Origin of the sequence: Citrobacter sp. C5_2 (genome assembly GCF_014596845.2) — a bacterium.
Taxonomy (GTDB): domain Bacteria; phylum Pseudomonadota; class Gammaproteobacteria; order Enterobacterales; family Enterobacteriaceae; genus Citrobacter; species Citrobacter werkmanii.
The window spans coordinates 475,068-500,346 of sequence record NZ_CP115032.1 but is presented as its reverse complement, the minus strand read 5'-3'; the positions used below and the strand labels follow the sequence as shown (position 1 = coordinate 500,346).

Genomic DNA, 25,279 nt, shown 5'->3' with positions numbered 1-25,279 from the left:
TCTTCGTTACACCGCGTTTTCTTTTCATTATTCTCACGCGATCAATATTAACGTCCGAAATCGTTATCACGCGTCCTGTCTGTTTTTAAAATTTTTGCGCTGAAATGTGGCTTACGTTTCAATTTTGCACCACTTCAGGGCGCTGCATTTATTTTTTCCTGTCTACACTCTGCATATTGCGTCGAATAATCGTGCGCAAAAACCTGGCACTACCTTTGCTTAAAAGAGTATGGCCAAAGCCACAGACCGGTAAAAGACGTTTTCAGAACGTTTTCATAACAATAATTCCTCCACACAGGATGCTCTATGAAAAAGATGATAATAGCCAGCCTGGCTGCGGCCGGCGTGCTCCTTGCGATTGCAAATCAGGCGCATGCCGGCGCAACACTTGATGCCGTAAAGAAAAAAGGGTTTGTGCAATGCGGGATCAGTGACGGGTTGCCTGGCTTCTCTTACGCCGATGCGAGCGGTAAATTTTCAGGTATTGATGTCGACGTATGCCGAGGCGTTGCCTCCGCCGTATTTGGCGATGATACCAAAGTAAAATATACCCCACTTACCGCCAAGGAACGTTTTACCGCGTTACAGTCTGGCGAAGTCGACATGCTCTCGCGTAATACCACATGGACCTCCTCTCGTGATGCAGGTATGGGCATGTCTTTCACTGGCGTAACCTATTACGATGGCATTGGTTTTCTTACCCACAATAAAGCCGGCCTGAAGAGCGCCAAAGAACTGGATGGCGCAACGGTGTGTATTCAGGCAGGAACCGATACCGAACTGAACGTGGCTGACTACTTTAAAGCCAACAATATGAAGTATACCCCTGTCACTTTTGACCGCTCGGATGAATCGGCTAAGGCACTGGAATCAGGACGTTGCGATACACTGGCCTCCGACCAGTCTCAGTTGTACGCCCTGCGAATCAAGCTGAGCAATCCTGCAGAATGGATTGTCCTGCCAGAAGTTATTTCTAAAGAACCCTTAGGTCCGGTTGTACGTCGTGGCGACGATGAATGGTTCTCCATTGTTCGCTGGACGCTGTTCGCCATGCTGAATGCGGAAGAGATGGGTGTTAACTCGAAAAACGTTGACGAAAAAGCGGCTAATCCTGCAACGCCGGATATGGCGCATCTGTTAGGTAAAGAAGGGGATTATGGTAAGGATCTGAAGCTTGATAACAAATGGGCTTATAACATTATTAAGCAAGTAGGTAACTACTCGGAGATCTTTGAACGTAACGTTGGATCGGAAAGTCCATTGAAGATCAAACGTGGACAGAACAACCTCTGGAACAACGGTGGCATTCAATATGCGCCACCGGTGCGCTAATACAAAGTGATGTAACGGGCGCCGCAGCTGCGGCGCTCAGCCCAGAGTCATTGTTACCGAGGTTTTCTTATGCTTCATCGCCGCTCAACCGTAAAAGGATCGCTATCCTTTTCTAACCCTGCGGTCCGCGCCTGGTTATTCCAAATACTCGCCGTCATTGCGGTCATTAGCATTGCGGTCTATCTCATTCATAACACGATTAATAACCTGAGCAGTCGCGGTATTACCTCGGGATTTTCTTTTCTCGATCGCAGCGCCGGATTTGGTATCGTCCAGCATCTGATTGATTACGAGCAAGGCGATACCTATGGCCGCGTGTTCCTGGTCGGTCTGCTTAATACTCTGTTAGTTTCCGCACTATGTATCGTCTTCGCTTCATTTCTCGGTTTCTTTCTCGGGCTGGCACGCCTGTCAGATAACTGGTTATTGCGAAAGCTCTCCACGGTCTATATCGAAACGTTCCGCAATATCCCACCGCTATTGCAGATCTTCTTTTGGTATTTTGCCGTATTACGTAACCTGCCCGGCCCACGTCAGGCGGTTAACGCGCTGGATTTAATGTTTCTGAGCAACCGGGGGCTGTATATTCCGGCGCCGCAAATGGGAGAAGGTCTTTTTGCCTTTTGTACCGCGGTCCTTATTGCCGTCGTTGTCACCTTCGGGCTATTCCGTTTCAACAGAATGCACCAGATCAAAACCGGTCAGTTACGCCGTACCTGGCCCACAGCTCTGGCGTTGATCGTGTTCTTACCAATGATTTCACAGTGGTTTTTTGGCGCGGCACTTCACTGGGATATCCCCGAACTACGCGGTTTTAACTTTCGTGGCGGCATGGTGCTTATACCTGAACTGGCGGCTCTGACGCTGGCGCTTTCAGTGTATACCTCAGCGTTTATTGCAGAAATTATTCGGGCAGGAATTCAGGCTGTTCCTTATGGGCAACATGAGGCAGCACGCTCTCTGGGTTTGCCAAATCCGGTGACGCTCCGCCAGGTCATCATCCCGCAGGCGCTGCGCGTCATCATTCCTCCACTAACCAGTCAGTACCTGAATATCGTTAAAAATTCATCGCTCGCTGCCGCCATTGGCTACCCGGATATGGTTTCCCTGTTTGCCGGCACGGTACTCAATCAAACGGGACAAGCCATTGAAACTATTGCCATCACGATGTCGGTGTACCTGATCATCAGCCTGAGCATTTCTCTACTGATGAATATTTATAACCGTCGTATCGCACTGATCGAGCGCTAAGGAGCCATGATGACAAAAGCACTACTGTCTCACCCCTCGCGCCAGAGCAGTAACCCGGCAAGCCGCTGTCTGTTCTGGGTTCGCAAAAACCTGTTCTCCAGTTGGTCAAATAGCCTGCTCACGCTGCTATGCGTGTGGCTAATTTGGTCCTTCCTTCCACCGCTGTTGAACTGGGTATTTTTTCAGGCCAACTGGGTAGGCTCTACCCGAGCTGACTGTACCAAAGCGGGGGCCTGCTGGGTGTTCATTCATGAACGCTTCGGACAATTCATGTATGGACTTTACCCACACGATCAGCGCTGGCGCATTAATCTGGCCCTGCTGATTGGCCTGGTCTCAATCGTTCCCATGTTCTGGAAAACCATTCCCCACCGTGGTCGTTATATCGCCGTTTGGGCAGTCGTTTATCCTTTGGTGGTCTGGTGGTTGATGTACGGTGGTTTTTTCGGGCTTGAGCGAGTAGAAACCCGGCAGTGGGGCGGGTTAACGCTGACGCTTATCATCGCATCCGTCGGTATTGCGGGTGCGCTCCCGTGGGGGATTCTACTGGCATTGGGGCGTCGTTCTCATATGCCCGTCGTGCGGATTTTATCCGTGATTTTTATTGAGTTCTGGCGCGGCGTACCGTTGATCACCGTCCTGTTTATGTCCTCTGTCATGCTGCCTCTGTTTATGTCTGAGGGGACCAGTATCGACAAGCTTATCCGGGCACTGGTCGGTGTCATTCTTTTCCAGTCAGCCTATGTTGCAGAGGTGGTTCGTGGGGGATTACAGGCCTTGCCAAAAGGTCAGTATGAAGCGGCTGAATCACTGGCGCTGGGGTACTGGAAAACCCAAGGGTTGGTCATTCTTCCCCAAGCCCTCAAGCTGGTTATTCCTGGTTTGGTTAATACGATTATTGCCCTGTTCAAGGATACCAGTCTGGTCATCATCATCGGCCTGTTTGATCTCTTCAGCAGCGTGCAACAAGCAACCGTGGATCCTGCATGGCTGGGTATGTCGACGGAAGGATATGTTTTTGCCGCACTGATTTACTGGATCTTTTGTTTCAGTATGTCGCGTTACAGCCAACATCTGGAAAAACGTTTTAATACCGGGCGTACACCGCACTGAGGAATTTATGAACCAATTATTAAGGCCGTCTACCGACGCGATGATTACGCTGGAAAACGTCAACAAATGGTACGGACAGTTCCACGTTTTGAAAAACATCAATCTGCAGGTAAAACAAGGAGAGCGTATCGTCTTATGCGGTCCTTCCGGCTCGGGTAAATCGACAACTATCCGTTGTATCAACCATCTGGAAGAGCATCAGCAAGGACGTATTGTGGTGGATGGGATTGAACTCAATGAGGACATTCGCAATATTGAGCGCGTCAGGCAGGAAGTTGGCATGGTCTTTCAACATTTCAATCTCTTTCCTCATTTGACGGTTTTGCAAAACTGTACGCTGGCGCCAGTCTGGGTGCAAAAGATGCCGAAAAAAGAGGCTGAAGTGTTGGCAATGCACTACCTTGAGCGAGTTCGCATTGCTGAACATGCGCATAAATATCCAGGGCAAATCTCTGGCGGGCAACAGCAGCGTGTGGCCATTGCACGTTCGTTATGTATGAAACCTAAAATTATGTTGTTTGATGAACCCACATCAGCGCTGGATCCTGAAATGGTGAAAGAGGTGCTTGATACCATGATCGGTCTGGCGCAATCGGGTATGACTATGCTGTGCGTTACCCATGAAATGGGATTTGCCCGCACAGTGGCCGACCGGGTGATCTTTATGGATCTTGGCGAGATTGTGGAGCAGGCACCACCGGATGAGTTTTTTGCCAATCCCAGGTCAGAACGTACGCGGGCATTCCTGTCGCAGGTGATTCATTAATCTTCTGTTTTGCCCGGTGGCCTGCGCTTACCGGGCCTACGGGTTAGCAAGACAAATAACGCAAAAAGGCCATCCTTCCGGATGGCCTTTTCACTTATTTGATGTCTGGCAGTTCCCTACTCTCGCATGGGGAGACCCCACACTACCATCGGCGCTACGGCGTTTCACTTCTGAGTTCGGCATGGGGTCAGGTGGGACCACCGCGCTACAGCCGCCAGACAAATTCTTTTCTAAGTGCCGAACTTTAACCGAAAAACTGGTGCTGATACCCAGAGTCGAACTGGGGACCTCACCCTTACCAAGGGTGCGCTCTACCAACTGAGCCATATCAGCACACTAAATTTGATGCCTGGCAGTTCCCTACTCTCGCATGGGGAGACCCCACACTACCATCGGCGCTACGGCGTTTCACTTCTGAGTTCGGCATGGGGTCAGGTGGGACCACCGCGCTACAGCCGCCAGGCAAATTCTGTTTATTAACCCGCTTTTCGCCGGTTAATCTTATCTGTATCAGGCTGAAAATCTGTCTCTTCGCCAAAACACCTTCGGCGTTGTAAGGTTAAGCCTCACGGTTCATTAGTATCGGTTAGCTCAACGTATCGCTACGCTTACACACCCGACCTATCAACGTCGTCGTCTTCAACGTTCCTTCAGGAGACTTTAAGTCTCAGGGAGAACTCATCTCGGGGCAAGTTTCGTGCTTAGATGCTTTCAGCACTTATCTCTTCCGCATTTAGCTACCGGGCAGTGCCATTGGCATGACAACCCGAACACCAGTGATGCGTCCACTCCGGTCCTCTCGTACTAGGAGCAGCCCCCCTCAATTCTCCAGCGCCCACGGCAGATAGGGACCGAACTGTCTCACGACGTTCTAAACCCAGCTCGCGTACCACTTTAAATGGCGAACAGCCATACCCTTGGGACCTACTTCAGCCCCAGGATGTGATGAGCCGACATCGAGGTGCCAAACACCGCCGTCGATATGAACTCTTGGGCGGTATCAGCCTGTTATCCCCGGAGTACCTTTTATCCGTTGAGCGATGGCCCTTCCATTCAGAACCACCGGATCACTAAGACCTGCTTTCGCACCTGCTCGAGCCGTCACTCTCGCAGTCAAGCTAGCTTATGCCTTTGCACTAACCTCCTGATGTCCGACCAGGATTAGCTAACCTTCGTGCTCCTCCGTTACTCTTTGGGAGGAGACCGCCCCAGTCAAACTACCCACCAGACACTGTCCGCAACCCGGATTACGGGCCCACGTTAGAACACCAGCCATTAAAGGGTGGTATTTCAAGGACGGCTCCATGCAGACTGGCGTCCACACTTCAAAGCCTCCCACCTATCCTACACATCAAGGACCAGTGTTCAGTGTCAAGCTATAGTAAAGGTTCACGGGGTCTTTCCGTCTTGCCGCGGGTACACTGCATCTTCACAGCGAGTTCAATTTCACTGAGTCTCGGGTGGAGACAGCCTGGCCATCATTACGCCATTCGTGCAGGTCGGAACTTACCCGACAAGGAATTTCGCTACCTTAGGACCGTTATAGTTACGGCCGCCGTTTACCGGGGCTTCGATCAAGAGCTTCTCCTTACGGATAACCCCATCAATTAACCTTCCGGCACCGGGCAGGCGTCACACCGTATACGTCCACTTTCGTGTTTGCACAGTGCTGTGTTTTTAATAAACAGTTGCAGCCAGCTGGTATCTTCGACTGATTTCAGCTCCATGAGTAAATCACTTCACCTACCTATCAGCGTGCCTTCTCCCGAAGTTACGGCACCATTTTGCCTAGTTCCTTCACCCGAGTTCTCTCAAGCGCCTTGGTATTCTCTACCTGACCACCTGTGTCGGTTTGGGGTACGATTTGATGTTACCTGATGCTTAGAGGCTTTTCCTGGAAGCAGGGCATTTGTCACTTCAGCACCGTAGTGCCTCGTCATCACACCTCAGCGTTAAAAGGTACCGGATTTACCTGGAACCTCCGCCTACATGCTTAAACCGGGACAACCGTCGCCCGGCCGACATAGCCTTCTCCGTCCCCCCTTCGCAGTAACACCAAGTACAGGAATATTAACCTGTTTCCCATCGACTACGCCTTTCGGCCTCGCCTTAGGGGTCGACTCACCCTGCCCCGATTAACGTTGGACAGGAACCCTTGGTCTTCCGGCGTGCGGGTTTTTCACCCGCATTATCGTTACTTATGTCAGCATTCGCACTTCTGATACCTCCAGCAACCCTCACAGGCCACCTTCAACGGCTTACAGAACGCTCCCCTACCCAACAACACATAGTGTCGCTGCCGCAGCTTCGGTGCATGGTTTAGCCCCGTTACATCTTCCGCGCAGGCCGACTCGACCAGTGAGCTATTACGCTTTCTTTAAATGATGGCTGCTTCTAAGCCAACATCCTGGCTGTCTGTGCCTTCCCACATCGTTTCCCACTTAACCATGACTTTGGGACCTTAGCTGGCGGTCTGGGTTGTTTCCCTCTTCACGACGGACGTTAGCACCCGCCGTGTGTCTCCCGTGATAACATTCTTCGGTATTCGCAGTTTGCATCGGGTTGGTAAGTCGGGATGACCCCCTAGCCGAAACAGTGCTCTACCCCCGAAGATGAATTCACGAGGCGCTACCTAAATAGCTTTCGGGGAGAACCAGCTATCTCCCGGTTTGATTGGCCTTTCACCCCCAGCCACAAGTCATCCGCTAATTTTTCAACATTAGTCGGTTCGGTCCTCCAGTTAGTGTTACCCAACCTTCAACCTGCCCATGGCTAGATCACCGGGTTTCGGGTCTATACCCTGCAACTTAACGCCCAGTTAAGACTCGGTTTCCCTTCGGCTCCCCTATACGGTTAACCTTGCTACAGAATATAAGTCGCTGACCCATTATACAAAAGGTACGCAGTCACACCCGAAGGTGCTCCCACTGCTTGTACGTACACGGTTTCAGGTTCTTTTTCACTCCCCTCGCCGGGGTTCTTTTCGCCTTTCCCTCACGGTACTGGTTCACTATCGGTCAGTCAGGAGTATTTAGCCTTGGAGGATGGTCCCCCCATATTCAGACAGGATACCACGTGTCCCGCCCTACTCTTCGAGTTCACAACCTGTGCATTTTTGTGTACGGGACTATCACCCTGTACCGTCGGACTTTCCAGACCGTTCCACTAACACACATGCTGATTCAGACTCTGGGCTGCTCCCCGTTCGCTCGCCGCTACTGGGGGAATCTCGGTTGATTTCTTTTCCTCGGGGTACTTAGATGTTTCAGTTCCCCCGGTTCGCTTCGTTAACCTATGTATTCAGTTAACGATAGTGTGACGAATCACACTGGGTTTCCCCATTCGGAAATCGCCGGTTATAACGGTTCATATCACCTTACCGGCGCTTATCGCAGATTAGCACGTCCTTCATCGCCTCTGACTGCCAGGGCATCCACCGTGTACGCTTAGTCGCTTAACCTCACAACCCGAAGATGTTTCACTTCTGATTGCGAAAATTTGAGAGACTCGAACACACCTTTTATCTGTTCTTATTACGGAGAACAGACACAGTGTGTCGTTTCAATTTTCAGCTTGATCCAGATTTTTAAAGAGCAAAACTTCGCAGTCAACCTTTTCAGGTACACTCTGAAGTTTTCTTGGGTTGTTGCAGTAAAGATGGTGGAGCTATGCGGGATCGAACCGCAGACCTCCTGCGTGCAAAGCAGGCGCTCTCCCAGCTGAGCTATAGCCCCATCGTAGTTAAAACCTCTTCAAATTCACCAGGATGAATTTGGTAGGCCTGAGTGGACTTGAACCACCGACCTCACCCTTATCAGGGGTGCGCTCTAACCACCTGAGCTACAAGCCTGCAGAGATTTTCTTACTGCTAATTTTCATCAGACAATCTGTGTGAGCACTACAAAGGTCGGTTCTTTAAGGTAAGGAGGTGATCCAACCGCAGGTTCCCCTACGGTTACCTTGTTACGACTTCACCCCAGTCATGAATCACAAAGTGGTAAGCGCCCTCCCGAAGGTTAAGCTACCTACTTCTTTTGCAACCCACTCCCATGGTGTGACGGGCGGTGTGTACAAGGCCCGGGAACGTATTCACCGTGGCATTCTGATCCACGATTACTAGCGATTCCGACTTCATGGAGTCGAGTTGCAGACTCCAATCCGGACTACGACATACTTTATGAGGTCCGCTTGCTCTCGCGAGGTCGCTTCTCTTTGTATATGCCATTGTAGCACGTGTGTAGCCCTACTCGTAAGGGCCATGATGACTTGACGTCATCCCCACCTTCCTCCAGTTTATCACTGGCAGTCTCCTTTGAGTTCCCGGCCGGACCGCTGGCAACAAAGGATAAGGGTTGCGCTCGTTGCGGGACTTAACCCAACATTTCACAACACGAGCTGACGACAGCCATGCAGCACCTGTCTCAGAGTTCCCGAAGGCACCAAAGCATCTCTGCTAAGTTCTCTGGATGTCAAGAGTAGGTAAGGTTCTTCGCGTTGCATCGAATTAAACCACATGCTCCACCGCTTGTGCGGGCCCCCGTCAATTCATTTGAGTTTTAACCTTGCGGCCGTACTCCCCAGGCGGTCGACTTAACGCGTTAGCTCCGGAAGCCACGCCTCAAGGGCACAACCTCCAAGTCGACATCGTTTACGGCGTGGACTACCAGGGTATCTAATCCTGTTTGCTCCCCACGCTTTCGCACCTGAGCGTCAGTCTTTGTCCAGGGGGCCGCCTTCGCCACCGGTATTCCTCCAGATCTCTACGCATTTCACCGCTACACCTGGAATTCTACCCCCCTCTACAAGACTCTAGCCTGCCAGTTTCGGATGCAGTTCCCAGGTTGAGCCCGGGGATTTCACATCCGACTTGACAGACCGCCTGCGTGCGCTTTACGCCCAGTAATTCCGATTAACGCTTGCACCCTCCGTATTACCGCGGCTGCTGGCACGGAGTTAGCCGGTGCTTCTTCTGCGAGTAACGTCAATCGCTGTGGTTATTAACCACAACGCCTTCCTCCTCGCTGAAAGTACTTTACAACCCGAAGGCCTTCTTCATACACGCGGCATGGCTGCATCAGGCTTGCGCCCATTGTGCAATATTCCCCACTGCTGCCTCCCGTAGGAGTCTGGACCGTGTCTCAGTTCCAGTGTGGCTGGTCATCCTCTCAGACCAGCTAGGGATCGTCGCCTAGGTGAGCCGTTACCCCACCTACTAGCTAATCCCATCTGGGCACATCCGATGGCAAGAGGCCCGAAGGTCCCCCTCTTTGGTCTTGCGACATTATGCGGTATTAGCTACCGTTTCCAGTAGTTATCCCCCTCCATCGGGCAGTTTCCCAGACATTACTCACCCGTCCGCCACTCGTCACCCGAGAGCAAGCTCTCTGTGCTACCGTTCGACTTGCATGTGTTAGGCCTGCCGCCAGCGTTCAATCTGAGCCATGATCAAACTCTTCAATTTAAGTTTGATGCTCGTGAATTAAACTTCGTAATGAATTACGTGTTCACTCAGAGACTTGGTATTCATTTTTCGTCTTGCGACGTTAAGAATCCGTATCCTCGAGTGCCCACACAGATTGTCTGATAAATTGTTAAAGAGCAGTTGCGACGCGCTTTGGCGCTCTGTCGCGAGGTGGCGTATATTACGCTTTCCTCTTTCAGAGTCAACCCTCATTTTCAGGTTTTTCTCTTCAACCGACCGGGCTGTTTGCGTGAAGTGATTCACATCCGCCGTGTCGATGGAGGCGCATTATAGGGATCCCATTTTTTAGCACAAGTGTTTTTTGGATCTTTTTTGCTGAATGCTTGTTTTTCACCCCTTTCGCTATATTCCTGCGCAATTTGGCTGATTTTTGATAGATAAATCACTTGCACAGTCTCAATAATCCAACCAAAGTCTTCATTACCGCTCTATTTTCGCTGAGGTAAACATGTCTGATGTACTGCGCCCTTATAAGGATCTTTTCCCACAGATCGGAAAACGCGTGATGATCGACACCAGTAGTGTCGTCATTGGCGATGCTCGTTTGGCTGATGATGTCGGAATTTGGCCACTGGTCGCGATCCGTGGCGACGTGAACTACGTGCAAATCGGTGCGCGTACAAACATTCAGGACGGCAGCGTTCTACATGTCACACATAAATCTACATCCAATCCGCAGGGTAATCCGCTGATCGTAGGTGAAGATGTCACAGTTGGTCATAAAGTCATGCTGCACGGTTGTACCATTGGTAACCGCGTATTAGTCGGCATGGGATCGATTCTGTTGGACGGTGTCGTTGTTGAAGACGACGTTATGATTGGGGCGGGAAGCCTGGTTCCGCAAAACAAACGCCTGGAGAGTGGATATCTGTACCTGGGAAGCCCAGTTAAGCAGATTCGTCCATTAAGCGATGAAGAGAAAGCAGGCTTGCAATACTCAGCAAACAACTATGTTAAGTGGAAAGATGAGTATTTAAGTCAGAGTAACCACACCCAACCCTGAGCGTCTTCCTGCTGGTCCTGGATCAATGCTTCGGCCTCTTCTTCCAGGTCCCAGCGATGTAATCGAAAGGTTTCCAGCCACTGTTCAGGCGTGTCGCCGCCAAAGCGGGACGCCAACATCTTTCCCGATATGGCACATGTTAACTGCATACCATGAACCATTGCAGGGAAAACAATGGCATTTACATCCGTCCGCCATTCTTCTCGATCGGGAAACTGGATCGCCTGATTCATGCCGACAATTCCTGTTGCATGCTTTTAATGACCGGCTCAATCTGGGGTAAAACACCATGCCAGAGTAAAACAGCATGTGCAGCTTGTCCCACCAGCATACCCAGACCATCGGCGTACTGTTTCGCCCCATGCTTTTCACACCAGGAAAGGAACGGCGTATTCCCTTTCTGATAAAACATGTCGTAACAGTAGACGGAGGGATGGATAAGAGATGCCGGAATAGACGGGATCTCACCGCTAATACCGCTGGACGTCGCGTTAATAATCAGATCAAAGCTGTGATTATCAAGTTCGTCCATTCCCACCGCCTGCACGCTACCAGTATGAGAGAAGAGCTGTGCCAGTTCTTCAGCGCGGTAGGCCGTACGATTAACAATGGTTACCGCACAATCCATAGAAAGAAGAGGTAGCAATACCCCACGGGATGCACCGCCCGCACCAATCAGCAGAATTCGCGATCCGGGACGAATGAAAGATAAACGTTCAAGATCGCTTAATAAACCGATACCATCCGTGTTATCTCCCAGCAAACGTCCATCCTCCAGCCGTTTAAGGGTGTTAACTGCTCCAGCTAGCGATGCCCGCTCTGTTAATTCATCGGCACGCGCAAACGCCTCTTCTTTAAAAGGAACGGTGACATTTGCCCCCTTACCCCCCTCAGCAAAAAAGGCGTTCAGCGAATTCACAAAGTCATTGATCGGCGCCAGTACACGTCCATAGGAGTAATCAATCTTCAGCTGCTCTGCAAATTGCTGATGAATAAAAGGCGATTTACTGTGCGCTATCGGATTACCAAAAACAGCATAGGCTTCTTTCATATTACCCCTGTCGAAACTGTTTACCCGTCAGTGCATCACGGATCTCCGAAGGATTCAATCGCCCTCCGGTCTCTCCTTCAACAACGGGAAAGTCTGTACCGAACTGCGTGCGGACTTCCTCTACCGTTCGGCAGGGCGGTAAGCCACTCAAATTAGCACTGGTGGAAACTATAGGTTTGCCATAAGCCTGGCACAGTGCAACCACCAGCGGATGATCGGTGACACGCACGGCCAGCGAATCAAAACGACCGGTCAACCAACGAGGTGTAGTCGCAAGCGCCGGGAAAACAAAGGTGACGGGACCAGGCCAACGAGCGAAGATAGCCTCACGTTGAGTATCAGTAAGCGAGCTATCGTCAATATAGGGCTTAAGTTGCTCAAAGTTGGCCGCAATCAAAATTAAGCCTTTCTCGACAGGACGTTGTTTTAATTCCAACAAACGACTTACTGCCGTTTCGCTGTCGGGATCGCAGCCGACACCAAATACAGCTTCTGTTGGATAGGCGATGACTTTCTCTTGGTTCAGTACCTCTATTGCAGCAGCGATAGGGCCTGTGGGCAGGTTATTATTCACTTTTTTATTCCGCCGAAATCGGCTTTCCACATTGTTTACTGGCACAGAAATGCTTCACACCCTGCGCGGTTTTCTTTTCGATGAGTAGCGGATAATGACACTCTGGACATTCTCCAGCTAACGGTTTGAAGTTAATAACAAACTGGCACTCCGGATAGCGATCGCAGGAGTAAAAAGTTTTGCCATAACGGGAACGCCGCTGGACCAGGTGACCGGTCTGGCATTGAGGACAGACTATTGCTGTTTCATCAGGCTTGTCGATAAGCTCGGTGTGCTCGCATGCAGGATAGTCACTGCATCCGATAAACATACCGAATCGCCCCTGTCGCAATACCAACTCAGCGCCACATGCAGGGCAAAACTTACCCTCCAGAACTTTGACAATATGCCCGTCTGCAGATGATTTCAGCGGACGGATATAATCGCATTCTGGATAGTGTGAACAACCGAGAAACGGACAGTGTTTCCCGGAGCGAATAACCAGTTCAGCCCCGCATTGTGGGCAGGGCTCGTTTTTACGCACCGTAAACAGTGCTGATTTAGCCATAACAACTCATACTGAATGAAGATTGATTAATGCAGCATACCTTCATTCACTTCAAAGAGTAATTCTTCCATTTGCTGATAGGCATTTTCACAACCTGGAATGTTGAATAGCACCATCAGGATCACCCACTTCAGGTCTTCCAGATCAAACTCTGCCGTATCCAGCGCGAGTACGCGCTCAATTACCATTTCTCGCGTTTCGAGGTTTAGCACCTGAATCTGCTCCAGGAATAGCAAGAATCCGCGACAACTCGCATCCAGCCGTTCACATTCTTCTGCCGTATAAATACGCAGAGAAAGAGGATCAGATGCTAGCTGCATAGGTTCGGCAAGGCCATCCTGATAATCAGCAAGCTTTTCCAGCCACAGTAACGCGTTGTAGATGTCTTCACGATCAAAACCAGCGTCGGTAAGATCCCGTTCCAGTTTGTCCTGATCCACTCGCAGCTCAGCTTCGTTATGGATATATGTCTCAAACAAATACATTAGTACGTCGAACATGGCATGCCCTCCTCAATCGGACATAGCCGCCGGGTACAGCTGCGATCCATCCTGCTAACTCCAGTTCGAGTAGTTGAGCCACTACCTCTGGCACAGGTTGGCCGGCACGTTCAGCGACGACGTCAACAGGTGTTACCTCATCTCCTACGTTAGCCAGGAGCTCAGGAAATGGCAATGCCACCTCTTCGTGATCTGGCGAATAAATTGATTTTTCAGGTTCATCTGGCAACCATTGCAGCCCATATTGCAAATTTTCCAGAATTTCCTCTGGTGCGGTCACAAGCGTGGCTCCCTGCTGAATAAGCCAATGTGGGCCTTCACTTCCTGGACTCCCAATCGGCCCAGGCAAAGCAAAAACCTCCCTCCCCTGCTCCAGCGCACAGCGTGCCGTGACCAATGAACCGCTACGTTGCGCGGCCTCAACGACCAGGACACCTTTACTTAGACCACTGATAATGCGATTTCGTCGGGGAAAATTGCGCGGCAGCGGGAGCGTATCTAATGGGAACTCAGACACCAATGCGCCTCCGGAATCGATCAGACGTTCAGCGAGACGGACATGCTGTCGTGGATGAATGGTCTCAAGCCCATTTCCCAGCACCGCAATACTCGTGCCTTGTCGGTTTATCGCCGCATTATGCGCCACGCCATCAATTCCCCGGGCCAGCCCACTGGTTATCGTCACCCCAAACGCGGCAAGCTTTTCGCAAAATAATCGCCCCCAACGTTCGCCATACCATGAATGCTGGCGACTACCGACGACGGCCACCTGAAATGAATGCAGGCATGCGGGAGTACCGGCAACGAAAAGTACCCCAGGATAATCTTCAATCGCGCGCAGCTGGGACGGATAATGCTCGCTGTCGGCAACCACTAAATGGTGATTCGGCTGCTCCAACCAACGCAGCGTTTTTTCCAGTAACTGTTCTGAAAAGGTTAGAAAGCGCTTGGCCTGGCGGGAAGATAATCCTGCGTGCTGGAGTATCGTGTTGTTAATACAGGGTTGGGCATTGAGCCAGTGGGCAAGGCGCACCATCTCATCACCATACAGTTCATTCACTTGCGCTAAACGTAGCCAAATTTCAATTTGGGTCATCCCTGTTCCCCTGCCACAAGCAGTCCTGGCAATCTTTGCGATTGGTCACTGATGCTGTCAATCAGAGGGGGTTTTGTCTAGAATAGAGGTAATAATCTTTTCAACTCCTGAACACAACTCTGGATAACTATGTCAGTTTTGCAAGTGTTACATATTCCGGACGAGCGCCTTCGCAAAGTCGCAAAACCGGTTGAAGAAGTGAATGCAGAAATTCAGCGTATCGTTGATGATATGTTCGAAACGATGTACGCAGAAGAAGGTATCGGTCTGGCGGCAACACAGGTCGACATCCATCAGCGCATCATTGTTATTGATGTCTCTGAAAATCGCGACGAGCAGTTGGTTTTAATCAACCCAGAGCTGCTGGAGAAAGATGGCGAAACCGGTATTGAAGAAGGTTGCCTGTCTATCCCCGAACAGCGTGCGTTAGTACCACGCGCTGAGAAAGTAAAAATTCGTGCGCTCAATCGCGACGGTAAATCTTTTGAACTGGAAGCCGATGGCCTGCTCGCTATCTGCATTCAACATGAAATGGATCACCTGGTCGGTAAACTGTTTATCGATTATCTGTCTCCGTTGAAGCAACAACGTATTCGTCAGAAAGTTGAAAAACTCGACCGCCTGAACGCCCGAGCTTAAGGACAAGAATCAACGTGTCAGACTCACTACGTATTATTTTTGCGGGTACACCTGACTTTGCAGCGCGTCACCTTGACGCGCTGTTGTCTTCTGGACATAACGTCGTTGGCGTGTTTACCCAACCGGACCGCCCTGCGGGACGCGGTAAAAAGCTGATGCCCAGCCCGGTAAAAGTGTTGGCTGAAGAAAAAGGGATACCGGTTTTCCAGCCTGTCTCTCTTCGCCCTCAGGAAAACCAACAATTGGTTGCTGATTTACACGCAGACGTGATGGTGGTAGTGGCATATGGACTGATTCTGCCAAAAGCCGTGCTGGAAATGCCGCGCCTGGGTTGTATCAACGTTCACGGTTCCCTGCTTCCACGCTGGCGTGGCGCAGCACCAATTCAACGTTCACTGTGGGCTGGCGATAGCGAAACGGGCGTTACCATCATGCAAATGGATGTTGGTCTCGACACCGGTGATATGTTGCTTAAGCTCTCCTGTCCGATTACGGCAGAAGATACCAGCGGTTCTTTATACGACAAGCTGGCGGACCTGGGGCCTCAGGGGCTGATTGAAACGCTAAAACAGCTGGCTGCTGGCACGATAAAACCCGTGGTACAAGATGAATCACTGGTTACGCATGCAGAGAAACTCAGTAAAGAAGAGGCCCGTATCGACTGGTCACTTTCGGCCGCTCAGTTGGAGCGCTGCATCCGCGCCTTTAACCCGTGGCCAATGAGCTATATCGTCATCGACGAGCAACCAGTAAAAATTTGGCAGGCGACGGTGATCGATACGCCCGTTAACGCTGAACCAGGCACAATTCTGGAAGCGAACCGTCAGGGTATCCAGGTTGCAACAGGCGACGGCATCCTGAATCTCGTCTCTTTGCAGCCTGCAGGCAAAAAAGCCATGAGTGCGCAGGATCTGCTTAATTCGCGCCGGGAGTGGTTTGTGCCCGGAAACCGTCTGGCCTGACGGTTCATCTCTTTAAGCCCGGTGTGACCGGGCATTTTTATTTTTGCACTTATGAAAAAACATCTTAATTTACGCAGTATGGCAGCCCAGGCCGTCGAGCAGGTTGTCGAAAAGGGGCAATCATTAAGCAACGTGCTGCCCGCCATGCAGCAAAAAGTTGCCGATAAAGATAAAGCGCTGTTGCAAGAGCTTTGCTTCGGCGTATTGCGCACACTCTCGCAACTGGAGTGGATGATCCAGCAACTGATGGAACGTCCGATGACGGGCAAACAACGTACCGTTCACTACCTGATCATGGTGGGCTTCTACCAACTGCTGCATACCCGTATCCCACCCCATGCTGCGCTGGCCGAAACCGTAGAAGGCGCGGTAGTGATTAAGCGTCCGCAGTTGAAAGGGCTGATCAATGGTGTATTACGCCAGTTCCAGCGCCGTCAGGAAGAACTACTGACCGAGTTCGCACAAAGCGATCTACGTTTCTTACACCCCTCCTGGCTGGTAAAACGTATTAAAGCCGCTTATCCACAGCAATGGGAAGCCATCCTTGAGGCTAATAACCAACGCCCGCCAATGTGGCTCCGTGTTAATCGCAACCACCATACGCGCGACGCCTGGCTGGAACTACTCGCCGAAGCAGGATTGACCGGTTTCCCTCATCCGGATTACCCGGATGCGGTCCGTCTGGAAACACCAGCCCCCGTGCTCGCCCTGCCAGGTTTTGAGCAAGGTTGGGTCACCGTTCAGGATGCCTCTGCCCAGGGTTGCGTCAGCTATCTGCAGCCACAAAACGGAGAGCAGATCCTTGATTTATGTTGCGCTCCCGGCGGCAAGACCACCCATATTCTGGAGGTCGCGCCAGATGCGAACGTGATGGCAGTCGATGTCGACGATAAACGCCTGTCTCGCGTGTATGACAACCTGAAACGCCTGGGTATGAAAGCAACCGTGAAGCAGGGTGATGGTCGCTATCCGCAGCAGTGGTGCGGTGAGCAACAGTTTGACCGTATTTTGCTGGACGCTCCATGTTCTGCCACTGGTGTGATCCGTCGCCATCCGGATATCAAATGGCTGCGTCGCGATCGTGATATTGCCGAACTCGCTCAGTTGCAGGCCGAGATCCTCAACGCGACCTGGACACACCTTAAGCCGGGCGGCACGCTGGTCTATGCAACCTGTTCTATTCTGCCAGAAGAAAACCAACAGCAGATCGCCGCGTTCCTTGCACGTACACCGGATGCGGTGTTAAGCGAAACCGGTACGCCAGAGCAGCCGGGACGTCAGAATTTACCGGGTGCAGAAGATGGCGATGGCTTCTTTTACGCTAAGCTAATCAAAAAGTGATGAGATAACGGGTCGCGACTGATGAAAATTATCATTCTTGGCGCAGGGCAAGTTGGCGGTACGCTGGCTGAAAACCTGGTCGGAGAGAACAACGATATCACGGTAGTCGATACCAATGGTGAGCGCCTGCGCAGCTTGCAGGACAAGTTTGATCTCCGCGTCGTGCAAGGACATGGTTCACATCCCCGTGTATTGCGTGAAGCTGGTGCCGACGATGCCGATATGCTGGTTGCCGTAACCAGCTCAGATGAAACAAATATGGTTGCCTGCCAGGTAGCTTATTCCCTGTTTAATACGCCTAACCGTATCGCCCGTATTCGTTCACCGGATTACGTTCGCGATGCAGACAAGCTATTTCAATCCGATGCCGTCCCTATCGATCATCTGATTGCGCCTGAGCAACTGGTTATCGATAGCATTTATCGCCTGATTGAATATCCGGGCGCATTGCAGGTCGTGAATTTTGCCGAGGGCAAAGTCAGTCTGGCGGTCGTGAAAGCTTATTACGGCGGACCGCTAATCGGTAATGCGTTGTCGACCATGCGCGATCACATGCCGCATATCGATACCCGCGTTGCGGCGATATTCCGTCATGACAGGCCAATTCGCCCGCAGGGTTCTACCATCGTTGAAGCGGGTGATGAAGTCTTCTTTATCGCGGCATCACAGCACATTCGTGCCGTCATGAGCGAGCTACAGCGTCTGGAAAAGCCGTACAAACGCATTATGTTAGTCGGTGGCGGTAATATTGGTGCAGGGCTCGCGCGGCGTCTGGAAAAAGATTACAGCGTCAAACTGATCGAGCGTAATCAGCAGCGCGCATCGGAGCTTGCAGAGAAACTGCAAAATACGATCGTCTTTTTTGGCGATGCTTCGGATCAAGAGCTTCTGGCGGAAGAACACATCGATCAGGTTGATCTGTTCATCGCGGTGACCAATGACGATGAAGCTAACATCATGTCGGCGATGCTGGCTAAACGAATGGGCGCCAAGAAAGTGATGGTGCTGATCCAACGCAGAGCGTACGTCGATCTGGTGCAGGGCAGCGTGATCGATATTGCGATTTCACCGCAACAGGCGACCATCTCCGCACTCCTGAGCCATGTTCGTAAAGCTGATATTGTTGGTGTTTCATCACTACGCCGCGGCGTAGCGGAAGCCATTGAAGCCGTCGCACACGGTGATGAGACAACATCACGGGTAGTAGGTCGCTCGATTGATGAAATTAAACTTCCGCCCGGCACCATTATTGGCGCTGTTGTACGGGGTAATGATGTGATGATTGCCAATGACAACCTGCGTATTGAACAAGGCGATCACGTTATTATGTTCCTGACAGATAAAAAGTTTATTACCGACGTCGAGCGCTTATTCCAGCCAAGCCCCTTCTTCCTGTAATAATTTAGGCGCTAATATAGCGCCTTTTTTATTTCCCTTTATTTATCAGGGCCTAATAATTTTTCCTTTCAGCAATACATAAATGGAAATTGCCTAAACATTTGTTAAACTTATAAACGTCAGCTGCATAGGGAGAATAAAATGAGCATTATTAAAGAGTTTCGCGAATTCGCGATGCGCGGGAATGTTGTCGATTTGGCAGTGGGTGTCATTATTGGTGCGGCATTCGGTAAGATCGTTTCATCACTGGTTGCCGATATCATCATGCCGCCACTGGGGTTGTTAATTGGTGGGATTGATTTTAAACAGTTTGCTTTAACGTTACGTGATGCGCAGGGAGACATCCCGGCGGTGGTCATGCATTACGGCGTATTCATTCAGAATGTCTTCGATTTCATTATTGTTGCGTTTGCTATCTTTATGGCAATCAAACTGATCAATAAATTGAATCGTAAAAAAGCTGAAGAGCCAGCGGCGCCCCCAGCACCATCTAAAGAAGAAGTATTACTAAGTGAAATTCGTGACCTGCTGAAAGAACAGAATAACCGCTCTTAAGCGTTCACTGAAACAAAAAGGCCAGTGGTAAAAAAGTGCTTCACTTTCTTGCCACTGGCCTCCCAGTTTCCCCGATTGCCATGTTTACCTTTACGTAGATAACTTCCTTTCCCTTTCTTATTTTTCTCAACGCGCTGCCTGAACAGTGGATCATGCAGAAGCGCCTCAATGGCGTTGTCCTTTATCTGTCCTTTGGTATGCTGATAACGGCTCATACTCTCTCCAGTTTGTGGGGTAATTTACGCCGGGAGTGTAGACCTGACCGTGCAAAAAATCAACGGTCTGATAGTGTCCCGCTGGCGCCTTGTTCAAGTGCTTCAAGAATAGAACAGTACACACTGCTGTGTGCTTTACCACAGCACGCATCATTTAATCGCTGTAACGATCGTTGCATCGCCTGAAGCTCCGCTATGCGCGCTTCGACCTCTTGTAATCTTTCCTGAACGATCCCTTTTGATTCCTGGCAGGTATGGTGCTCTGGATCTATGCGGATCGAAAGCAGTTCGCGAATCGACTCCAGTGTAAAACCAAGCTGACGGGCATAACGAATAAACTTAAGACGCTGAAGATCACTTTCCGTGTAGAGGCGAAACCCGCCTTCGGTACGTACTTCATGTTCCATCATCTGCTGCTTTTCATAGTAACGGATAGTATCCGGCGTCACGTCAGCCAGCTTCGCTAATTCACCAATTCGGTACATGCTCTCTCCGCTATTTGTCGTTGATCTTCTGTAGCAGCTTATCTGCGTATTCACCGTGTAAAAACTCGGTGCTAAGCCCAGCCTGTCGAAGTTTTAGCTCCAGTAGCGACAACCGTCGACTGACTTCCTGATAACTGGGATCATCTTTGCGGATCCCCGCGAGTATTTCAAGCAGCTGAATTGCCTCTCTGCGTTGCTCAAGCTCAGGTGGAAGACAGCCTGCATTTTTTAATAAACGGTATCCGGCTCGAAGTTCAGGTGGAATATGGGAATCATCGTCAAGAGTAAGCGGTTCGCCTGTACCAGGTAAATCATCAAACTCGCCTTTAGACTGTGCAGCAATAATATGGCGCTCCGCCCACTGGTCCAGTAACCACATTTGACGCTCCAGGGGATGAACAAAAAGAGTACAGATATTGTAGTTAAGTGGGGATATGGCGGATATAAAAAAACCCGCCGAGGCGGGTTTTTTTACGTTACTACAGATTACTCTGCAGCAGCTTCTGTTTTCTCTGAACGATCAACCAGCTCGATGTATGCCATCGGCGCGTTGTCGCCTGCACGGAAACCACACTTCAGAATGCGAGTGTAACCACCGGCGCGGCTCGCGAAACGCGGGCCCAGTTCGTTAAACAGTTTTGCCACGATCTCGTTATCACGAGTACGGGCGAATGCCAGACGACGATTAGCTACGCTATCAGTCTTGGCAAGAGTAATCAGCGGCTCAACTACGCGACGCAGCTCTTTCGCTTTCGGCAGAGTCGTCTTGATGATTTCATGACGAACCAGTGAACCTGCCATATTGCGGAACATAGCCTGGCGATGGCTGCTGTTGCGGTTCAGTTGACGACCACTCTTACGATGGCGCATGACCTTATCCTTCTCAGTAAAACCTTAACCTGTGATCCGGTTACTCGTCAGCGATGCTTGCCGGTGGCCAGTTTTCCAGGCGCATGCCCAGAGACAGTCCACGGGAAGCCAGCACGTCTTTAATCTCAGTAAGAGATTTTTTACCAAGGTTAGGCGTCTTAAGAAGCTCAACCTCAGTACGCTGTACCAGATCACCGATATAGTGGATAGCTTCTGCTTTGAGGCAGTTAGCAGAGCGGACAGTCAATTCCAGATCGTCAACAGGGCGCAGCAGGATCGGATCGAATTCTGGTTTCTCTTCTTTAACTTCCGGCTGACGTACATCACGTAAGTCAACAAAAGCTTCCAGTTGTTCAGCCAGAATGGTTGCCGCACGACGAATCGCCTCTTCAGGATCGATTGTGCCGTTGGTTTCCATTTCGATGACCAGCTTGTCCAGGTCGGTACGCTGTTCTACACGCGCTGCTTCAACATTGTAGGCAATACGCTCTACAGGGCTGTAGCATGCGTCGACCAGCAGACGGCCGATTGGGCGCTCATCTTCTTCCGAATGAATTCGGGTAGAAGCCGGCACATAACCACGACCGCGCTGAACTTTGATGCGCATACTAATAGATGCGTTCTCATCGGTCAGGTGGCAGATCACGTGCTGTGGCTTGACGATTTCGACATCACCATCATGGGTAATGTCGGCTGCAGTCACAGGGCCAATGCCAGATTTATTCAAGGTAAGAATAACGTCATCTTTACCCTGAACTCTCACCGCCAGCCCTTTCAGGTTGAGCAGGATTTCCAGGATATCTTCCTGAACGCCTTCTTTGGTGCTGTACTCATGTAGTACACCATCAATCTCAACCTCGGTCACCGCGCAACCCGGCATCGATGAGAGCAGAATACGGCGCAGTGCGTTACCCAAAGTATGGCCAAAGCCACGCTCTAAAGGCTCAAGGGTCACCTTGGCGTGCGTCGAACTCACTTGCTCGATATCTACCAGGCGCGGTTTTAGAAACTCTGTCACAGAACCCTGCATTGTGTCCTCTCTTTGGTACTAAGCTTTACTTGGAGTAAAGCTCGACGATCAGGTGTTCGTTAATGTCCGCAGACAGATCAGAACGCTCCGGCTTACGCTTGAACGTACCTTCCATCTTGCCAGCATCAACTTCCAGCCAGGTTGGCTTTTCACGCTGCTCAGCCAGCTCCAGAGCGGCTTTCACGCGAGACTGCTTCTTCGCTTTCTCACGAATGCTAACAACGTCATTCGGACTAACCTGATAAGAAGCGATGTTAACAACACGACCGTTTACCATAATTGCTTTATGGCTGACCAGCTGACGTGCTTCTGCACGAGTGGCACCGAAGCCCATACGGTATACAACGTTGTCCAGACGACCTTCCAGCAGACCCAACAGGTTTTCACCGGTGTTGCCTTTCAGACGTGCTGCTTCTTTGTAGTAGTTACGGAACTGACGCTCCAGCACACCATAGATACGGCGAACTTTTTGCTTTTCACGCAACTGCACACCATAGTCAGACAGACGCGGTTTACGCGCACCGTGCTGGCCAGGAGCTTGTTCAATTTTACACTTGGTATCGATCGCGCGAACGCCAGACTTAAGGAATAAGTCAGTGCCCTCACGACGGCTCAGCTTGAGCTTAGGACCCAAATATCTTGCCATTTTCTTTCTCCAACAATCCTAGAAACGACAGCGTTATACGCGACGTTTTTTCGGCGGACGACAACCGTTATGAGGGATCGGAGTCACATCAGTAATATTAGTGATGCGGAAACCAGCGGCGTTCAGAGCACGAACAGTAGATTCGCGACCTGGACCCGGTCCTTTGACCATAACTTCCAGATTCTTGATACCGTATTCTTTTACGGCTTCAGCGCAACGCTCTGCTGCAACCTGAGCTGCAAACGGAGTGGATTTGCGAGAACCACGGAAACCGGAACCACCGGCTGTTGCCCAACCCAGTGCGTTACCCTGACGATCAGTAATGGTAACGATGGTGTTGTTAAAAGAAGCATGGATATGAGCCACGCCGTCAGAGACTTGTTTTCTTACACGTTTACGTGCACGAATTGGTGCCTTTGCCATTATTCAATCACCCCGATTATTTCTTGATCGGTTTGCGCGGACCCTTACGGGTACGTGCGTTGGTCTTGGTACGCTGACCGCGAACCGGGAGACCACGACGATGACGCAAACCGCGATAGCAACCAAGGTCCATAAGGCGCTTGATGCTCATGCTAACTTCACGGCGCAGATCACCTTCAACGACAAATTTGGCAACTTCGTCACGCAGCGTGTCGATTTGTTCTTCAGACAGCTCACTGATCTTAACATCTTCAGCGATACCCGCTGCAGCCAGAATGGCTTTAGAACGGGTCTTGCCGACGCCGTAGATCGAAGTTAATGCGATCACAGCATGTTTCTGATCAGGAATGTTAATGCCTGCTATACGGGCCACTATGCACTCCTACTATTTAATATGTACGCACCATGCTGAAAAGCCCGTTTTCAGGATACTCAAATGGAAACGCACAGACATACAAAAGATTGGCTGGCTAATCTAGCCAGCTCAACCCAACTTTGCAAGAAAAATATGCGAATAAATCAGCCTTGGCGCTGTTTATGCTTCGGCTCGGCACTGCAAATCACACGGATGACACCATCACGCTTAACGATTTTGCAGTTACGGCATAATTTCTTGACGGAAGCACGAACTTTCATTTTTACTCTCCGTAACTTCTCGGGCGACTGTTAACGGCCGTAGCCTTTCAGATTCGCCTTCTTCAATGCAGACTCGTACTGACTTGACATCATCAGAGTTTGCACTTGAGCCATAAAGTCCATAATCACGACAACAACGATAAGCAGTGAGGTCCCACCAAAGTAGAACGGTACTTTCATTGCATCACGCATGAACTCCGGGATCAGGCAGATAAAGGTAATGTAGAGCGCACCAACCAAAGTCAGGCGGGTCATTACTTTATCGATATACTTCGCCGTTTGCTCTCCCGGACGAATTCCTGGTACAAATGCACCGGACTTCTTCAGGTTATCTGCTGTTTCACGCGGGTTGAAAACCAACGCCGTGTAGAAGAAACAGAAGAATATGATTGCAGACGCATAGAGTAACACATAAAGCGGTTGCCCAGGCTGCAAATACAGCGAAATTGTTGTCAGCCAGTTCCAACCAGTCCCGCCCCCGAACCATGACGCGATGGTCGCCGGGAACAGAATAATACTGGAAGCGAAGATTGCCGGGATTACCCCCGCCATATTCACTTTCAGCGGTAAATGTGTGCTCTGTGCAGCATAGACACGACGACCTTGCTGACGTTTCGCGTAGTTTACCACAATACGGCGTTGACCACGCTCAACAAATACAACAAAGAACGTCACTGCAAATACTAATACTGCAACCAACAGCAACACGAGGAAGTGCAGGTCGCCTTGACGCGCTTGCTCGATAGTATGGGCAATGGCTGGCGGGAGTCCCGCAACAATACCGGCGAAGATAATGATTGAGATACCGTTGCCGATACCACGTTCAGTAATCTGTTCGCCCAACCACATCAGGAACATAGTCCCTGTAACCAGACTTACAACAGCGGTGAAATAGAATGCAAAGCCTGGATTCATTACCAGGCCCTGCATACCAGGCATATTCGGCAGACCGGTAGCAATACCGATCGACTGGAATATCGCCAGCACCAGAGTACCGTAGCGGGTGTACTGGCTGATCTTACGACGACCAGACTCCCCTTCTTTCTTAATTTCTGCCAACGTTGGATGAACCACCGTCAGCAGCTGGATAATGATCGACGCCGAAATATACGGCATGATCCCCAGAGCAAAGATAGAAGCACGGCTGAGAGCACCACCAGAGAACATGTTAAACATTTCAATGATGGTGCCTCGCTGTTGCTCAAGCAGTTTGGCAAGTACAGCGGCATCAATACCAGGGATCGGAATGAAAGAGCCAATACGGAACACAATAAGCGCACCGATTACAAACAGCAGTCTGCGTTTCAGCTCGCCTAAGCCACCTTTGGCACTTTGAAAATCTAATCCCGGTTGTTTAGCCATCT

Annotated in this window: 26 protein-coding genes, 3 tRNA genes and 4 rRNA genes; 10 read left to right on the top strand and 23 right to left on the bottom strand. The window is 50.5% G+C overall.

Features of this window, described 5'->3' with window-relative positions; genetic code table 11:
* Positions 1–306: 306 nt before the first annotated feature.
* From ICA20_RS02480 to ICA20_RS02465, 4 genes are all read left to right on the top strand, one after another.
* Complete coding sequence (locus ICA20_RS02480) at positions 307–1,332, top strand: amino acid ABC transporter substrate-binding protein (protein ID WP_038634415.1); 1,026 nt, start codon at positions 307–309, stop codon at positions 1,330–1,332.
* Between the two features lie 69 nt (positions 1,333–1,401).
* Positions 1,402–2,583: an amino acid ABC transporter permease gene (locus ICA20_RS02475; protein WP_038634418.1), complete on the top strand. Its 1,182-nt coding sequence runs from the start codon at positions 1,402–1,404 to the stop codon at positions 2,581–2,583.
* 9 nt (positions 2,584–2,592) lie between these two features.
* Entirely contained in the window at positions 2,593–3,696 is a 1,104-nt protein-coding gene (locus ICA20_RS02470; protein WP_038634420.1) for an amino acid ABC transporter permease, read from the top strand.
* Positions 3,697–3,703: 7 nt separating this feature from the next.
* A complete protein-coding gene (locus tag ICA20_RS02465; protein WP_038634423.1) occupies positions 3,704–4,462 on the top strand; it encodes an amino acid ABC transporter ATP-binding protein in 759 nt (252 codons plus the stop codon).
* A gap of 103 nt (positions 4,463–4,565) precedes the next feature.
* On the opposite strand, the gene rrf (ICA20_RS02460) is transcribed toward ICA20_RS02465, so the two are convergent.
* From rrf (ICA20_RS02460) to ICA20_RS02430, 7 genes are all read right to left on the bottom strand, one after another.
* Positions 4,566–4,681, bottom strand: a 5S ribosomal RNA gene (gene rrf / locus ICA20_RS02460).
* Positions 4,682–4,719: 38 nt separating this feature from the next.
* Positions 4,720–4,795, bottom strand: a tRNA-Thr gene (locus tag ICA20_RS02455).
* Between the two features lie 14 nt (positions 4,796–4,809).
* Positions 4,810–4,925: ribosomal RNA gene (gene rrf, locus ICA20_RS02450) — 5S ribosomal RNA — on the bottom strand.
* A 92-nt stretch (positions 4,926–5,017) separates the two neighbouring features.
* Positions 5,018–7,922, bottom strand: a 23S ribosomal RNA gene (locus ICA20_RS02445).
* A 198-nt stretch (positions 7,923–8,120) separates the two neighbouring features.
* A tRNA-Ala gene (locus tag ICA20_RS02440) sits at positions 8,121–8,196 on the bottom strand.
* A 39-nt stretch (positions 8,197–8,235) separates the two neighbouring features.
* Positions 8,236–8,312: transfer RNA gene (locus tag ICA20_RS02435), tRNA-Ile, on the bottom strand.
* Positions 8,313–8,383: 71 nt separating this feature from the next.
* Positions 8,384–9,923: ribosomal RNA gene (locus ICA20_RS02430) — 16S ribosomal RNA — on the bottom strand.
* Together the 16S, 23S and 5S rRNA genes with 3 tRNA genes alongside form the textbook arrangement of a ribosomal RNA operon.
* Before the next feature lie 469 nt (positions 9,924–10,392).
* Between ICA20_RS02430 and ICA20_RS02425 the strand changes: the two genes are divergently transcribed.
* Complete coding sequence (locus ICA20_RS02425; protein WP_038634622.1) at positions 10,393–10,947, top strand: gamma carbonic anhydrase family protein; 555 nt, start codon at positions 10,393–10,395, stop codon at positions 10,945–10,947.
* On the opposite strand, the gene ICA20_RS02420 is transcribed toward ICA20_RS02425, so the two are convergent.
* The 6 genes from ICA20_RS02420 to dprA are packed head-to-tail and all read right to left on the bottom strand — an operon-like array spanning position 10,923 to position 14,715.
* Positions 10,923–11,180 (bottom strand): DUF1488 domain-containing protein, encoded by a 258-nt coding sequence (locus tag ICA20_RS02420; RefSeq protein WP_038634625.1) that lies wholly within the window; start codon positions 11,178–11,180, stop codon positions 10,923–10,925. The two genes, ICA20_RS02425 and ICA20_RS02420, sit on opposite strands and share 25 nt — an antisense overlap.
* A complete protein-coding gene (aroE, locus tag ICA20_RS02415) occupies positions 11,177–11,998 on the bottom strand; it encodes a shikimate dehydrogenase (RefSeq protein ID WP_038634627.1) in 822 nt (273 codons plus the stop codon). Before aroE ends, ICA20_RS02420 begins: the two co-directional genes overlap by 4 nt.
* Position 11,999: 1 nt before the next feature.
* Positions 12,000–12,572 carry an L-threonylcarbamoyladenylate synthase type 1 TsaC gene (tsaC, locus tag ICA20_RS02410; protein WP_038634630.1) on the bottom strand — a complete coding sequence of 191 codons (573 nt, stop codon included), beginning with the start codon at positions 12,570–12,572 and terminating at the stop codon, positions 12,000–12,002.
* A 4-nt stretch (positions 12,573–12,576) separates the two neighbouring features.
* Positions 12,577–13,119: a type I DNA topoisomerase gene (locus ICA20_RS02405; protein WP_038634632.1), complete on the bottom strand. Its 543-nt coding sequence runs from the start codon at positions 13,117–13,119 to the stop codon at positions 12,577–12,579.
* A gap of 26 nt (positions 13,120–13,145) precedes the next feature.
* Entirely contained in the window at positions 13,146–13,619 is a 474-nt protein-coding gene (gene smg / locus ICA20_RS02400) for a DUF494 family protein Smg (protein ID WP_038634635.1), read from the bottom strand.
* A complete protein-coding gene (dprA, locus tag ICA20_RS02395) occupies positions 13,591–14,715 on the bottom strand; it encodes a DNA-protecting protein DprA (protein ID WP_038634638.1) in 1,125 nt (374 codons plus the stop codon). The genes smg and dprA overlap by 29 nt, the downstream gene beginning before the upstream one ends.
* 129 nt (positions 14,716–14,844) lie before the next feature.
* Here dprA and def point away from each other — a divergent pair, with 129 nt between their 5' ends.
* From def to mscL, 5 genes are all read left to right on the top strand, one after another.
* Positions 14,845–15,354, top strand: a complete 510-nt coding sequence (gene def / locus ICA20_RS02390) for a peptide deformylase (protein ID WP_038634641.1) — start codon at positions 14,845–14,847, stop codon at positions 15,352–15,354.
* Positions 15,355–15,368: 14 nt separating this feature from the next.
* Complete coding sequence (gene fmt / locus ICA20_RS02385; protein WP_038634644.1) at positions 15,369–16,316, top strand: methionyl-tRNA formyltransferase; 948 nt, start codon at positions 15,369–15,371, stop codon at positions 16,314–16,316.
* 51 nt (positions 16,317–16,367) lie between these two features.
* Complete coding sequence (rsmB, locus tag ICA20_RS02380) at positions 16,368–17,657, top strand: 16S rRNA (cytosine(967)-C(5))-methyltransferase RsmB (protein ID WP_038634647.1); 1,290 nt, start codon at positions 16,368–16,370, stop codon at positions 17,655–17,657.
* Between the two features lie 21 nt (positions 17,658–17,678).
* Positions 17,679–19,055, top strand: coding sequence for a Trk system potassium transporter TrkA (gene trkA, locus ICA20_RS02375; RefSeq protein ID WP_006687350.1), 1,377 nt, complete (start codon positions 17,679–17,681; stop codon positions 19,053–19,055).
* A 141-nt stretch (positions 19,056–19,196) separates the two neighbouring features.
* Positions 19,197–19,610 carry a large-conductance mechanosensitive channel protein MscL gene (gene mscL, locus ICA20_RS02370; RefSeq protein ID WP_003031152.1) on the top strand — a complete coding sequence of 138 codons (414 nt, stop codon included), beginning with the start codon at positions 19,197–19,199 and terminating at the stop codon, positions 19,608–19,610.
* On the opposite strand, the gene arfA is transcribed toward mscL, so the two are convergent.
* From arfA to secY, 10 genes are all read right to left on the bottom strand, one after another.
* Complete coding sequence (arfA, locus tag ICA20_RS02365) at positions 19,607–19,825, bottom strand: alternative ribosome-rescue factor ArfA (RefSeq protein ID WP_038634656.1); 219 nt, start codon at positions 19,823–19,825, stop codon at positions 19,607–19,609. The two genes, mscL and arfA, sit on opposite strands and share 4 nt — an antisense overlap.
* Positions 19,826–19,884: 59 nt before the next feature.
* Entirely contained in the window at positions 19,885–20,310 is a 426-nt protein-coding gene (gene zntR / locus ICA20_RS02360; protein ID WP_038634659.1) for a Zn(2+)-responsive transcriptional regulator, read from the bottom strand.
* 10 nt (positions 20,311–20,320) lie between these two features.
* On the bottom strand, positions 20,321–20,689 hold the full coding sequence (locus tag ICA20_RS02355) for a DUF1992 domain-containing protein (RefSeq protein WP_038634662.1): 369 nt from the start codon (positions 20,687–20,689) through the stop codon (positions 20,321–20,323).
* Positions 20,690–20,796: 107 nt separating this feature from the next.
* Positions 20,797–21,180 carry a 50S ribosomal protein L17 gene (gene rplQ / locus ICA20_RS02350; protein ID WP_001216370.1) on the bottom strand — a complete coding sequence of 128 codons (384 nt, stop codon included), beginning with the start codon at positions 21,178–21,180 and terminating at the stop codon, positions 20,797–20,799.
* Positions 21,181–21,220: 40 nt separating this feature from the next.
* Positions 21,221–22,210 (bottom strand): DNA-directed RNA polymerase subunit alpha, encoded by a 990-nt coding sequence (gene rpoA, locus ICA20_RS02345; RefSeq protein ID WP_003031139.1) that lies wholly within the window; start codon positions 22,208–22,210, stop codon positions 21,221–21,223.
* 25 nt (positions 22,211–22,235) lie between these two features.
* Positions 22,236–22,856 (bottom strand): 30S ribosomal protein S4, encoded by a 621-nt coding sequence (rpsD, locus tag ICA20_RS02340; protein ID WP_003031138.1) that lies wholly within the window; start codon positions 22,854–22,856, stop codon positions 22,236–22,238.
* Positions 22,857–22,889: 33 nt separating this feature from the next.
* A complete protein-coding gene (rpsK, locus tag ICA20_RS02335; protein ID WP_003031137.1) occupies positions 22,890–23,279 on the bottom strand; it encodes a 30S ribosomal protein S11 in 390 nt (129 codons plus the stop codon).
* A 16-nt stretch (positions 23,280–23,295) separates the two neighbouring features.
* Positions 23,296–23,652, bottom strand: coding sequence for a 30S ribosomal protein S13 (gene rpsM / locus ICA20_RS02330; RefSeq protein ID WP_003031135.1), 357 nt, complete (start codon positions 23,650–23,652; stop codon positions 23,296–23,298).
* A 146-nt stretch (positions 23,653–23,798) separates the two neighbouring features.
* Positions 23,799–23,915: a 50S ribosomal protein L36 gene (gene rpmJ, locus ICA20_RS02325; RefSeq protein ID WP_000868187.1), complete on the bottom strand. Its 117-nt coding sequence runs from the start codon at positions 23,913–23,915 to the stop codon at positions 23,799–23,801.
* A gap of 30 nt (positions 23,916–23,945) precedes the next feature.
* Positions 23,946–25,277: a preprotein translocase subunit SecY gene (secY, locus tag ICA20_RS02320; RefSeq protein ID WP_001118864.1), complete on the bottom strand. Its 1,332-nt coding sequence runs from the start codon at positions 25,275–25,277 to the stop codon at positions 23,946–23,948.
* Between the last annotated feature and the right edge of the window lie 2 nt (positions 25,278–25,279).